Raw genomic sequence first — 12,018 nt, 5'->3', positions numbered from 1 at the left:
TCAGACATGTGGAGGTACCCATGCCCTATTTTACGTTATTCATGGCTTTATTCTTTATTTCAACATCGGCAATCTTCGTCAAGTGGGCGGAGACACCGATCGAGGCTGTCGCCTTTTACCGCATGTTGTTTTCGACCTTGTTGTTGCTCCCACTCATTCGATTGAAGGAACTGTTGCAACTCAGTTCGTCAACGATCCGGCATATGCTATTAAGTGGCGTTTTGCTCGCCGGGCATTTTTGGCTGTGGTTCCTCTCTCTTGATTATACGACAGTTGCGAGCTCGACGCTCTTCGTGACCGCGAGTCCGATTTTTGTCCTGGCCGGTAACGCGTTATTCTTCAAACAACACCCGTCGCGCAAAGCACTCCTGTTCGTCGCTGTCGCCTTATTTGGTGGCGGTCTCGTCGCTTATGGAGATATCGCTGTCGGCATGCGCGCCTTGATCGGGGACGGTCTTGCCTTGCTCGCAACGATTTTAGTCGCTGGTTACTGGTTGCTCGGTCAACATGTTCGCACGAGCGTCTCGACGAACCTCTATTCGTTCGGTGTCTACGCTGTCGCGTCGCTCGTCTTGCTTTTGTTATCGTTGATTCAATCGACGAATCTCGTCGCTGCGTTCCAACAGGATTGGTGGCTGTATATTCTTCTTGCCGTCTTCCCGACGTTACTCGGTCACAATTTATTCAACTGGGCGCTCGCTCGTGTCAGCGCCAGCATCGTCAGTATCACGATTCTTGGTGAAGCGGTTTGGGGGATGATCTTCGGATACTATCTGTTTGATGAGAAGTTGACATGGATTCAAATCACCGGTGCCGCTTTACTATTGATCGGAATCGGATTGTTCCTCCGACGCAACGAACGCGATATTCGCGAACAACTCGCCCAGCGTGAGAGTGCCACTAGTCAATCTTCTTAATGACAAAAGCGAACCAGGATGATCATCATCCTGGTTCGCTTTTTCATTACGATCGTGGATCATCAGGTCGAACTTTCGGTAAACGCCATGTCATCGCGAACGCGAGAATCGCACAAAGGACGCCACCGATGAAGACGTAACGTAATCCATGTGATAACGCGATTTCTGCCGCATACTGCACATCCTGTCCGAACGTTTTTGCCGTACTCGATTGGAAAAATGGATCAATCGCGTACCCTGAGAGCGTGTCCGACGCTGAAAACGAACGAAGGATGGATAGGTTGAAGATCGTACCGAAGATCGCAACACCGAGCGTCTGTCCCGTCGTACTCAAGAACGAGTTGACGGCCGTCGCTGAGCCACGAAGTGACCAATCGACGGAAGTCTGCAAGACGACCATAAAGACAGGCTGTGAGAGACCAAAACCAATTCCAATCAGCGAAACAGCAAGATAGATGAAGACATCACTTGATTCGCGCGTGATTAACGATAAAATCACAGTACCGACGATCAGCAATCCCATTCCTGTCATCGTCCGGTACCGGGGCGAGGCGACACCAATCGTCCGTCCACCGATGATGGCGGTCAGCGTCCAAAAAAGCGACAGCGGCATCAACATGAAACCGGCCTCGGTCGGACTCTTCCCGAGTACCCCTTGGGCAAAAATCGGAATATACGCTGACATCGAGACGAGCACCCAGGCGGAAAAGAAGACCGCTAAGTTGATCACGAGAATGACCGGATGGCGAATGACTGCTGGTGGTAAGAGTGGATCGCTCGCCTTTTTCTCGACCCGATAGAACGTGAACAACAACACGAAACTAATAAAAAAGCTCGCTAGAATGATCGGACGCAAGAACGTCTCCGACTCACTCCCCGACAATAAACCGTATAGAAATGCACTCATCCCGAGCGCAAACAATAACGCGCCCCGGTAATCGATTTTCCGCTCCGTTTCACGGACCGTCTCTTTGTAGTAAACGACGATCATGAAGAAAGACAATAACGCAAACGGTACGTTTAGTAAGAAAATATACCGCCACGAAAGCGATTCGACGAGGAATCCACCGACGAGTGGTCCAGCGACACCCGAGATCCCCCAGACAGCGCTGAGCACTCCTTGGATTTTCCCCCGTTCCTCATATGTATACAAATCACCGATGATCGTCATCGCGATCGGCAATACGGCTCCTGCCCCGATTCCTTGGACGGCGCGGAAGACGATCAACATCTCCATCGATTGAGCAAGTCCACAGGCTAATGAAGCGACGGTGAAGACGCCGATTCCGAATAACAGAACTCGTTTTCGACCATATAAATCTGCCATCTTGCCGTAAATCGGTGTTGATACCGCCATGAACAACAAGAACCCGGCAAAGATCCAACTGACTAATTTCGCCCCGTTCAATTCACTCGCCATGACAGGTGTTGCTGTTGCAACGATCGTCCCCTCGATCGCGGCTAAAAACGTCGCGAGCAACAAGGCGACGGTTACTTTTTTCCTCATCTGTTCCACTTCCCCTCTACTGTTCTATCATACTGGTTGGACCAGTGATAAGAAAAGTAAATGCTTACGAAACAGGATTCGCGGGAACGGTATGGAATGGTATACACTAGACTCAGATTCACGATTTCGAATGGAGGAATGTCCTATGTTACGAAAAACGGCACTGATTACCGGTGCATCGGGTGGAATCGGACTCGATCTCGCTGTTCTCGCGGCGCGAGATGGCTTCGATTGTGTACTCGTTGCCCGCAATGAGAAAAAATTGAAGGAGCTTCAACAGGTCCTTGAAAAACGCTATCAGATCAAAGTCTATGTATTCGCTGCTGATTTATCACTAAGCGACAGCGTTGATCGTCTCGTGCAATACTTAGAGGAACAAGAATTGACAGTCGATCTATTGTTCAATAACGCCGGCTTCGCCACGTCAGGACGCTTTGCGGAAATCGATCCAACAGAAGACATTAACTCGATCCAGGTCAACGTCGTCGCCTTGACGGATTTGACGAAACGTCTCTTACCAGGAATGGTTGAACGTGGCTTCGGACGCATCCTGAATGTCGCGTCGGTCGCTGCCTTCATGCCAGGGCCTTACATGAGTGTCTACTACGCAACGAAAGCCTATGTCCTGTCGTTCTCGGAAGCACTTGCGACAGAAGTAGACGGCTCGGGTGTCAGTGTGACTTGTCTCTGCCCGGGACCGACCGATACGAACTTCTTCGACCGGGCGAACATCACGCTACCGTTTAAGAGTATGCCGTCACACCTCGTTGCCTTCGCCGGGTACCGTGGCATGCTCAAAGGACGCCGCGTCGTTGTTCCAGGTGCAAGCAACCGCGCCATGGTTTCCTTATCTCGTCTCTTGCCACGCCGTCTCCTGACAGAAGTGACCGGTCGCATTCAAGACCCTGCTCGCCAACAAGAATCCTCGACAGAAGAAGAACTCCTGTACGCGAATTCATGAAAAAAACGGAAGGACCAGATAGCTGGTTCTTCCGTTTTTGTATTTATGCCTCGTGATGACGAAAACGCCGCGTCGCATAACGTTTGATGCGATCAAAGGTCGTCGTATAGCGATACAGATAACGAATGACGAGCGCACCCGTAATCGAGACGATGTAGCCCGTCGATAAGACGAGTAACCAGGAGACAATCGCGAGGAACCATGAACTCTCGAATCGTAAATGTTGCCAAAGTAATCCTTCTGATGAGGTAATGAGCATGGCGCTTGGGAAGATGGCGGCAGCAAGTAAGTAACAAGCAGCATAACGTCCTCTAATCGTACCTTTCATCAACAGAATACTGCCAAACACTAAGCCGACACTCGAGACGATGAGCAACATGACGACATAAGCAAGCGAAATCGACGATCCCAGCATATGCCTTCCCTCCTGTTCGGTATGTTACTATTCTGTACCCCTCTTTTCATCGAATGAATGCATAATTCGTAAAAAAGTCGGAAACAATATCCAAATGAAAATCGCGTTACTGAATCCGTGAAGCATATCAAACGTTCCCCCGGCTACAAGCAGTGTCAAAAAAGCTTGCCACGAGAATCCGGTCAATACCAAGAACCCGAGATTGCTCACCCATCCGTATAAGAAACCAGCTAGAAATCCATATCCAGCCAATACGATCCGGTAACGAAGAAACGGAACAAATCCTAAACTGGCAATCGTTGCATACGCCAGCGCTTGAAAGAGGACGAACGGACCGCTTCCGAGAAATAAGCTCGTTAACACGACGACAAGCATCCCAGAAATGGCTCCGACGATCGGATGGATGAATACGGCTAATAATAAGACGAGTGCCGTTGCCGGCTGGACGTTCGGCAAACTAGAGAACAACAATCGTCCGACGATTGCCGCTGCCGTGATGATGGCGATGAACCGTAATCGTTGATCCGTCATCTGAAGTCTCTCGAACATGACTAAAAACAGATAGACGATCAGAACCGTTGCGACGATCATACGAACAACCGACTTTCTTGTAAAAAGTCCTTCGTCGGTCCATCGAAAGCAACTTCTCCGTGCACGAGATAAATGATCCGCTGTGCTGCCCGAATGAGAACTGGATCATGCGTCGCCATGACGATCAGATTCGTCGGATTCTGCTGCCACGATGCGACGAAAGCCATTCGTGCGCTGTCATCAAGTCCAGCCGTCGGTTCATCAAAGTAATAGCTGTCTTTACTCCAATCGATACCGTCCAAGAGACGCTTTTTTTGCGTCGTAAAACTACCGCTTCGATCGTCTAATGGCGCAAGCATCGGATGCGCTGGTACATAATGTGTCTCCCCCGACCGCCGGACTTTTCCGTATAGCGGTCGCTCGACACCGAGCGCGAGCCGGAGTAACGTCGATTTCCCACTACCATTTGCACCAATGATCGCAATGCGTTCACCTTGATGAAACGACAATTTTTCTGTCACGAGTGCATAGCGTGTCTGTAACGGATAACGGTGTTGGACGTTTTCGATCCGATTCAGGATACGACCTGTCAGTTCAGTGGCGCGACTCGTGATCGCCAAGTCGGATTGTATCGTCATCGAGCAATGGATCTGACAACCAAACCGTCGTTCGATTTCTTCAAGCAATCTCATTAATCGCTTTCGCCTGACATGATCAAGAAAGAGAAACGGTTCCGACAAGAACAGGGTCTTTGGTGACGAAGACAACGCATGACCGAGACCGACGAGCTGTTGTTCTCCGGAAGAGAGCTCACTGGACTCCGCTTCAAAAAAAGCTTCTAGCCCAAGCAAGGTCGCGAGTTCTCCTGCCCGAAACAAGGAACCCGTCGCCAGAAGATCTCGGACACGTCCATGAAGCAACCGCTCCGGTGTCAAGACCGGTTGTTCATGTTCGCCCGCCTGTTGACGTAGTCGCTCTTCGCGATCGGTGTCGGTATACATGATAGGCATCCCGGATTCCCCCTTTTGTAAATAATAGTGCTACGGGCAAAATCATCGCCGAAATGATTGCCCATGGTGTCAGACAAAGAGCCAGTCCTACCGCAAGCAATAAGCCTGTCTGAACATCACGTCGCGTGATCGGTCTTAAGCGAGACGGCACCGCTTCGATCGGTACGATATGATAGGCGGCCATCCGCTCCAGTCGAACAGCAAGCGACGCATTCGGATGACTCATCTTGACTTCGGGCCAAGTGCGTAAGAATGACGGAATCAGTGCCAGCACCATACCCGTCAATCGTGTCAGTCGAGGTAAGAAACGAAACAACGGTCCCATCTGCTCGAGTCGAACCAACGTAAAAATCCATTGACTCGACGTGATGAATAGCGTCACTTGGACCGTCGTTTCATAAATCGCTACTGTGTCGATGCTTGCACCATAAAGAAGCGGGACACACATCATGACGGCATAAAGAGCCGGGAGGACTAAATAGCGAAACACAGTCCGTTCTTGAACGAATAAAAACAAGAGCAGATGATAGACGACGATCACTGATTGATCATGTGTGAGGACGAACGGGATCGTAATCATCCCGATGAAAAAGAGAGCGACGTTCACTGGGTGAAGTCGCTCCCGTTCTGGTTTACTCAAAATAAGCCATTGCATCTTTTTCAAATCGCCATTCGAGACGATCTCCTTTTTTCAGTTCATAACTTCCAGCACCGACTTCGCCCGGTTTGCCGTTGACTCCGAAGACCCAGCCACTACCTGTTCCAGCTGATTTCTCTCGAATCCCATCGACTGCCGTGACATATGCCATCTCACCTTTGCCTGTTTTGACGACATCGAGCGTCGTATCTTCAAGTGCATCCAGTGCCGTATCTTTTTCGTTCAAGCATACGTCTTTATTAAATAACGTCTTATCCTTGACGTGATCCACGACCGATACCTTGACTTCCGCCTCACAAGACGCTGTTTGTTGTTCCTCTTTTGCTTCCGCGCAACCGGCAAGTAACACGATACTTGCAGCAAATAGCCATTTTTTCATCGTACGACTCCTTTTCGCCTTGATGTCTCAAAGCTGTAATTGTATAACAGAATGGTTTTATTTCGTAAGGATTGACCGTCAGAACGGTAATACGTCAGACGGACCGCATTCGCTAAGACATCGTCCCCTGTATTGACGTACGGAATCAATTTCCCTTCGTCATCAATCAAGAAGACCGTTGCATCCTGCAGACTAAACGTTTCGTAGAGCCCATCGAGATCCATCTCGACATAAGGGGTTTTGGAATCATGTAAGATTTCATGAATCGAAAGCTTTCGCAACGTCTCAAACGATTGATTCGCATCAATCAGTTTCTGGTAATATGATGTCAACGATTTTGTCGCCAACTCTTCACGTGGTCGATAGGAAATCGTTCCTGTCAGCTCCTGGTAACTGACATCGTAACGAATGAAGCGTTTCGGTGTTTCGACGAGCATCTCAAACGAGGCGTTCCGGAGATTCCCGCCCCGATCGAACATCAACCGACTTTGTTCCATCCGCAGTCCCTCTTCACCGACACGCCGTTCGATTTGAGAAAGGAAATTGTCGAATGAGTCATCCGTGATCGTCACGCGACCAATCTGTTGTGTTTCTTCCCGCAACACTCCCGCATCAAACGGACCGAGAAAGAGTTGCAACAGGAAGAATAAGAACCCAAAGAGTGCCATGTATCTTTTATAACGCGAGTTCTTTTTCGGGTGCAGGACGATCAGGAAAATGATGATGCCGAGCGGTAACTGAATATCATAGACTGGAAACGACACGGCCCCGAGACACGCATAAAAAATGAACTTCATGTACAAGTATTTTTCTTTTTCCGTCCGACGTTCGAGTAAAAAACCTAATCCGCTAGCAGCCAGTAAAAAGAGTGCCCATAAAATGAGAAAGTCCATCGTCTATCCTTTGACCGGGACGATCCGGTGATCAAACATGAGATGACTGTTCGTGAATACTTCTCGTGCCTCTTGTTCCAGTACTTCCTCTTGATCGACATAACGAGCGGAAACGTGCGTCAATAGAAGCTTTTTCGCTCGTGCCGTTTCTGCAATGATAGCTGCCTGTCGAGCGGTCGAGTGACCGAAGCGTCCCGCATGTTCGACTTCTCGATCGGCAAACGTTGCTTCATGGACTAATACATCAACGTCTCGCGCCAGTTCGACCGAGGCTGCGCACGGCATCGTATCGCCAAGAACTGCTAGCTTAACACCCGGTTTTGGTGACTCTAAAAAGTCGGACGACGTATAGACTGTTCCTTCGAATTCAAAGGTTTCTTCCAGTGTGATTCGGCGATAGAGCGGACCCGATGGCACCCCAAGTGCCTTCAGTGCATCCACACGCAAAGCCCCCCGCTCTTCTGGTCCTTCGAGTCGGTACCCGAACGCCGGGAAGCGATGTTCAAGCGACCGCGCCGTCACGCGGAATCCATCCTGGTCATAGGTTTGACCGTCTTCGACTTCAACGATCCGGAGTGGATAGCGTAGATATGTTCCTGTGATGCGTAATGTCGCGTCCATCCATTCTTTGATCCCGGTCGGTCCATAGATCGTTAGCGGTGTCGTGCCTTCCAGCGCTGCTCTTGTACTAATGAATCCTGGTAACCCAAAGATATGATCCCCGTGTAAATGGGTGATGAAGATCGCGTTGACTTTCCGTGGTTTGATCGGGCTGTGTAAGATTTGATGTTGTGTCGCCTCTCCACAATCGAACAACCAGGTCATTTTGGGGTGTAACAAGGCAATCGATGTGACGTTTCGTTGTTTCGACGGCATACCGGCTCCTGTCCCTAAAAAATAAAATTCCATCTTTTTCCCCTTTTCGTAAAATTAGCATTTTTTATACACAAAATACACCTTTCTTCTGTTGAAGCATGGTAAACTGTACCTATTCAGATTTGGAAGGTGGTTTTTTCCATGACTAAGATTGAACGGACCTATGCCCGCATCGTCCGGGAAGCCCGCAAACTGAACGAGAGTTATCGGCAAAAATACGGAAAGTCGATTCAAATCGATGAAATCGCTTCGACCTTATTATGTACAGAAGAACTCGTTCTAGAGTCTATGGAATATGTTGATCGTCCTCAAGTAGTTTAATCGTACAATGATAAAGAGTGTACCGCAATGTTGCGGTACACTCTTTTTTGTGTTTCATCAGCTTATTTGTTCGTGATGTAATCGACTAGCGTCACGCAAAGTTCCGCTGTTTTGACGAGTTCTTCGATCGGCATCTTCTCATTCGTCGTGTGGATATCTTCATATCCGACAGCCAAGTTGACCGTTGGGATACCAAAACCAGCAATGACGTTGGCATCTGATCCACCACCAGAATGTAAGAGGCGTGGCGTGCGTCCGAGTTGTGTGATCGCTGCTTTCGCGACTTCGACGACTTGATCTCCATCCTCGAACTTGAAGCCTGGGTACATGACTTTGACTTCAACTTCAGCACGACCACCAAGCTCTGCTGCCGCTTCTTCAAACGCCGCTTTCATCTTCTCTGTCTGTGCTTCCATCTTCGGAGCGACGAGTGACCGTGCTTCCGCGAAGATTTCGACATAATCACAAACGATGTTCGTTGATGGACCGCCACCGCTAAACCGTCCGATGTTCGCTGTCGTCTCTTCATCAATCCGACCGAGCGGCATCTTCGCGATCGCTTTCGACGCAATCGTAATCGCCGAGACACCTTTTTCCGGTGCGACACCAGCATGCGCTGTTTTCCCGAAAATCTTCGCATTGACTTTTGCTTGCGTTGGAGCAGCCGTGATGATGTCTCCGACTTTTCCATCTGAATCAAGTGCAAAACCATAATCGGCATCGATTTTTGATGGATCAAGCACCATCGCACCGACGAGCCCAGATTCTTCACCGACTGTGATGACGAACTGAATTTTCCCGTGAGGTTGTTTCGTTTCATTCAATACATGCACGAGTTCGATCAGAGATGCGAGACCTGTTTTATCATCTGCCCCAAGAATCGTTGTGCCGTCCGTCTTGACGTAACCGTCCTCGATGATTGGTTTAATGCCTTGCCCCGGGAATACCGTATCCATATGGGAAGTGAAATAAATTTTATCGACGCCGTCTTTTGTTGCCGGAAGTGTGACGATTAAATTGTTTCCTTTATGTTCCGTCTTAGACGAAGCGTCATCCTCGAACACCTCACATCCGAGATCCTCGAACGTTTTTTTCAGGTGAGCACAAATCCGTGCCTCCTCTTTTGATTCCGAATCGATCTGGACAAGTTCTAAAAACGTATCTAATACACGTTGTTCATTGACCATGACAAAACCCTCCTCTTATTATGTTTCAATCCATTAGCGCTTTTTCAGTATACCATCTCCATCGTCATTTGCACTTCTGAAAGGTTGTTTGTACAATGGCATTAATCAGTTGATGTAAGAGAGGAGTAGTGGATATGGCAAAACCATCGAAACAACAACGTATCATCAAATGGACGACGATCGGGATCTTAGCAATCTTCCTGATCGGTACGTTCGCCTCGACGATGTTTTATTTCTTTTGATTGACGTAACGTTGTTTTAAACGTAAATACTGCTCCGCTTCTTGTAGCATGTGCAGTAAGGCAGAGCGGACCTCGAACTCTTCCCGCGTGACGGGTAAGGCAGAGGCACGAAAACGTGTCAATAATGCCTCTAGTTCTGAAATGTACACCATTGCGTCGGCTTCAGGTCGGACATTGTCACCAATCGTCCGAAAGAAGTCGGCGACTTTTTTTCCTTCTTCGACGACGAGGACGAGTTCCTCGGCATGATGGACGATACCGCGCAGTAACTCGAATTGTTGTTCGCGCATCCGGAAGTAGGCATAATCTTCATCATCGTTCCGACGACCGATCGCGTTTCCCATTCGTTTTAAGGCGGCATCTTTCCCTTCACGTAACAGACGTTCTGTCTCGTCAAGCGTCAACGCATGATGATTGACCCGCCCTGTTTCAATCGCAGCCGCGACTTCAAAAAATAAGGCGGCGATCCGTTGATCAATCTTTTCTCGTCGGTCGTCAATCAATAAATCGAGACTTGGCATGTACATGTTGACAAGTAATCCGACACCAACACCAATGCCAAGCAATAAGGATTCGTTCAATAAGATGTGCGCGTTGAGCTGACGTTCCGTATACAAATGTGTCAGAATGACGACACTCGTGATGAAACCGTCCTGAAGTCGGAGGCGTTGAACGGATGGAAGGAATAAAATGAAATAGATCAATAACGTCACCGGACGATAGCCGATGACCTCGAATAGAATGAATCCGAGCACGATGGCAAGTAATGATGCCATGATGCGTTCGTAAGAAGACCGAAACGTCTTCTTTCGTGTCGACTGGATGCTCAAGATGGCGATGATGGCAGCGAAGACGTAATAATCGAGCTTGAGCTGTTCTGCGATCCACATCGCGAGCGCAGCAGCGACCGCTGTCTTCAGCGTGCGATAACCGATTTGCAACAGGTTCACCCCCTTTTGTTTTTCTTTGTTAGACTACCTACGTTGGACACGAATGTCCATTGCTTTTTAAAGGACGTGATTTACTTTGACGACACGCACTATCCGCCCCGGTCGCCCCGTGCGCCGGACCGGTTCGATAAAAGGATTGCTTTTTTTCTTCCTCATCGGAGTTCTCTTGTTCTTTTGGCTCCGCGAGGAACCGAAGACCGTCTTAACCCCACCAGCGCCTTATTCAGCTGAGCGCTATGAAAAAGGCAAAATCATGGAACAAGAGTTCCAGACGTTCACCGAAGCGAAGGAGTACGCGGGACAGCGCGGAGCGGTGAAACGTTCATCGGACAACCGCTACGTCTACCTCGGTGGACCAGGTACTGGGATCGTCGACGATCGTGGTATTCTATCGATTCATCGTGACCCTGAGTTAAAGAAACGGCTCACTTACGTCGCTTCCGGCACACGTGTCCAGTTGCTTGAGTTCGGTGAACAGACGAGTCGTGTCAGCATCGCCGGCGTGACGGGGCATGTCCCAACGGACCGCTTACGTCCGTTCCCGGCAGAACGTGTCTCGAATGCATCGTATTATCAGACGAAGGGCGATCGACTCCTTCACTACATCGTCGCGGACAGCGGACTTGGTGGACTGATCGTTGCCGGCGAAGCGACGAAAACGACTCCTCGGACGAGCAAATATGTCGAATCGAAGACATTAACGCGTGATTTGACGAAACCGACGCGTCTCAGTGCCAAACAACTCGATGCGTTCATCAAGGAGCAAGCACCGGACAGCCCCTTGATCGGTAAAGGGAAAGTCTTTAAGTCCGTTGAAAAGAAATACCGTGTCAACGCGGCCTATCTGCTTGCACATGCGATTCACGAATCCGATTATGGACGGTCTGAGATTGCCCGCGAGAAAAATAACTTGTTCGGCGTCAATGCGACCGATTCCGCGCCGGGAGAGGATGCGACCGTCTATAAATCCTTGACGGACTCAATCGAGCAAACCGGTCGATTCATCGCAAAGGATTATCTCGATCGGGATGGACGTTATTTCCGTGGGGCGTACCTTGGAAACAAACAAAAAGGCATGAACGTCTTTTACGCGTCAGACCCCTTCTGGAGTGAAAAAATCGCTGGTATCATGGTGAAAATGAACGCTTTCTAAATCCGAGATATGATACAC

14 protein-coding genes are annotated in these 12,018 nt (G+C 49.2%); 4 read left to right on the top strand and 10 right to left on the bottom strand.

The window, feature by feature from the left end; translation table 11 throughout:
• Positions 1 to 20: 20 nt before the first annotated feature.
• On the top strand, positions 21 to 917 hold the full coding sequence (locus tag KNQ09_RS01575) for a DMT family transporter (protein ID WP_075642037.1): 897 nt from the start codon (positions 21 to 23) through the stop codon (positions 915 to 917).
• A 46-nt stretch (positions 918 to 963) separates the two neighbouring features.
• Here KNQ09_RS01575 and KNQ09_RS01570 read toward each other — a convergent pair whose 3' ends face one another.
• A complete protein-coding gene (locus tag KNQ09_RS01570; RefSeq protein WP_058712922.1) occupies positions 964 to 2,424 on the bottom strand; it encodes an MDR family MFS transporter in 1,461 nt (486 codons plus the stop codon).
• Positions 2,425 to 2,569: 145 nt separating this feature from the next.
• On the opposite strand from KNQ09_RS01570, the gene KNQ09_RS01565 reads away from it, so the two are divergent.
• Entirely contained in the window at positions 2,570 to 3,385 is an 816-nt protein-coding gene (locus tag KNQ09_RS01565) for an SDR family NAD(P)-dependent oxidoreductase (RefSeq protein WP_023467637.1), read from the top strand.
• A 43-nt stretch (positions 3,386 to 3,428) separates the two neighbouring features.
• Here the strand turns inward: KNQ09_RS01565 and KNQ09_RS01560 are convergent, their stop codons facing one another.
• Genes KNQ09_RS01560 through rnz form a run of 7 tightly spaced genes read right to left on the bottom strand, consistent with a single transcriptional unit; the run spans position 3,429 to position 8,180 of the window.
• Complete coding sequence (locus KNQ09_RS01560) at positions 3,429 to 3,800, bottom strand: hypothetical protein (protein ID WP_214857141.1); 372 nt, start codon at positions 3,798 to 3,800, stop codon at positions 3,429 to 3,431.
• A 27-nt stretch (positions 3,801 to 3,827) separates the two neighbouring features.
• On the bottom strand, positions 3,828 to 4,391 hold the full coding sequence (locus tag KNQ09_RS01555; RefSeq protein ID WP_214857139.1) for an ECF transporter S component: 564 nt from the start codon (positions 4,389 to 4,391) through the stop codon (positions 3,828 to 3,830).
• Complete coding sequence (locus KNQ09_RS01550; protein ID WP_251138069.1) at positions 4,388 to 5,341, bottom strand: ATP-binding cassette domain-containing protein; 954 nt, start codon at positions 5,339 to 5,341, stop codon at positions 4,388 to 4,390. Before KNQ09_RS01550 ends, KNQ09_RS01555 begins: the two co-directional genes overlap by 4 nt.
• A complete protein-coding gene (locus tag KNQ09_RS01545) occupies positions 5,277 to 5,981 on the bottom strand; it encodes a hypothetical protein (protein WP_251138068.1) in 705 nt (234 codons plus the stop codon). The genes KNQ09_RS01550 and KNQ09_RS01545 overlap by 65 nt, the downstream gene beginning before the upstream one ends.
• Positions 5,974 to 6,378, bottom strand: coding sequence for a DUF4430 domain-containing protein (locus tag KNQ09_RS01540; RefSeq protein WP_055966801.1), 405 nt, complete (start codon positions 6,376 to 6,378; stop codon positions 5,974 to 5,976). The genes KNQ09_RS01545 and KNQ09_RS01540 overlap by 8 nt, the downstream gene beginning before the upstream one ends.
• A complete protein-coding gene (locus KNQ09_RS01535; protein WP_055966805.1) occupies positions 6,375 to 7,271 on the bottom strand; it encodes a hypothetical protein in 897 nt (298 codons plus the stop codon). The genes KNQ09_RS01540 and KNQ09_RS01535 overlap by 4 nt, the downstream gene beginning before the upstream one ends.
• 3 nt (positions 7,272 to 7,274) lie before the next feature.
• Entirely contained in the window at positions 7,275 to 8,180 is a 906-nt protein-coding gene (rnz, locus tag KNQ09_RS01530; protein WP_214857137.1) for a ribonuclease Z, read from the bottom strand.
• Positions 8,181 to 8,288: 108 nt separating this feature from the next.
• Between rnz and KNQ09_RS01525 the strand changes: the two genes are divergently transcribed.
• Positions 8,289 to 8,468: a hypothetical protein gene (locus tag KNQ09_RS01525; RefSeq protein ID WP_023467629.1), complete on the top strand. Its 180-nt coding sequence runs from the start codon at positions 8,289 to 8,291 to the stop codon at positions 8,466 to 8,468.
• Between the two features lie 62 nt (positions 8,469 to 8,530).
• Here the strand turns inward: KNQ09_RS01525 and KNQ09_RS01520 are convergent, their stop codons facing one another.
• Together KNQ09_RS01520 and KNQ09_RS01515 are read right to left on the bottom strand one after the other, a co-directional pair.
• Entirely contained in the window at positions 8,531 to 9,655 is a 1,125-nt protein-coding gene (locus KNQ09_RS01520; RefSeq protein ID WP_064300262.1) for a M20/M25/M40 family metallo-hydrolase, read from the bottom strand.
• A gap of 229 nt (positions 9,656 to 9,884) precedes the next feature.
• Complete coding sequence (locus KNQ09_RS01515) at positions 9,885 to 10,847, bottom strand: aromatic acid exporter family protein (RefSeq protein WP_235147627.1); 963 nt, start codon at positions 10,845 to 10,847, stop codon at positions 9,885 to 9,887.
• Positions 10,848 to 10,923: 76 nt separating this feature from the next.
• Between KNQ09_RS01515 and KNQ09_RS01510 the strand changes: the two genes are divergently transcribed.
• Positions 10,924 to 12,000, top strand: a complete 1,077-nt coding sequence (locus KNQ09_RS01510; protein ID WP_214857136.1) for an N-acetylglucosaminidase — start codon at positions 10,924 to 10,926, stop codon at positions 11,998 to 12,000.
• Positions 12,001 to 12,018 lie beyond the last annotated feature (18 nt).

The organism is Exiguobacterium sp. s191, assembly GCF_018618955.1.
GTDB lineage: Bacteria > Bacillota > Bacilli > Exiguobacteriales > Exiguobacteriaceae > Exiguobacterium_A > Exiguobacterium_A abrahamii.
This window is presented reverse-complemented; position numbering and strand designations above follow the sequence as displayed.

What these genes read in the sequence shown, in the direction of transcription:
- KNQ09_RS01560 (WP_214857141.1), bottom strand. Translation starts at nt 3,800, where the DNA reads ATGCTGGGATCGTCGATTTCGCTTGCTTATGTCGTCATGTTGCTCATC.
- KNQ09_RS01565 (WP_023467637.1), top strand. Translation starts at nt 2,570, where the DNA reads ATGTTACGAAAAACGGCACTGATTACCGGTGCATCGGGTGGAATCGGA.
- rnz (WP_214857137.1), bottom strand. Translation starts at nt 8,180, where the DNA reads ATGGAATTTTATTTTTTAGGGACAGGAGCCGGTATGCCGTCGAAACAA.
- KNQ09_RS01540 (WP_055966801.1), bottom strand. Translation starts at nt 6,378, where the DNA reads ATGAAAAAATGGCTATTTGCTGCAAGTATCGTGTTACTTGCCGGTTGC.
- KNQ09_RS01535 (WP_055966805.1), bottom strand. Translation starts at nt 7,271, where the DNA reads ATGGACTTTCTCATTTTATGGGCACTCTTTTTACTGGCTGCTAGCGGA.
- KNQ09_RS01575 (WP_075642037.1), top strand. Translation starts at nt 21, where the DNA reads ATGCCCTATTTTACGTTATTCATGGCTTTATTCTTTATTTCAACATCG.
- KNQ09_RS01520 (WP_064300262.1), bottom strand. Translation starts at nt 9,655, where the DNA reads ATGGTCAATGAACAACGTGTATTAGATACGTTTTTAGAACTTGTCCAG.
- KNQ09_RS01550 (WP_251138069.1), bottom strand. Translation starts at nt 5,341, where the DNA reads ATGCCTATCATGTATACCGACACCGATCGCGAAGAGCGACTACGTCAA.
- KNQ09_RS01525 (WP_023467629.1), top strand. Translation starts at nt 8,289, where the DNA reads ATGACTAAGATTGAACGGACCTATGCCCGCATCGTCCGGGAAGCCCGC.
- KNQ09_RS01570 (WP_058712922.1), bottom strand. Translation starts at nt 2,424, where the DNA reads ATGAGGAAAAAAGTAACCGTCGCCTTGTTGCTCGCGACGTTTTTAGCC.
- KNQ09_RS01555 (WP_214857139.1), bottom strand. Translation starts at nt 4,391, where the DNA reads ATGATCGTCGCAACGGTTCTGATCGTCTATCTGTTTTTAGTCATGTTC.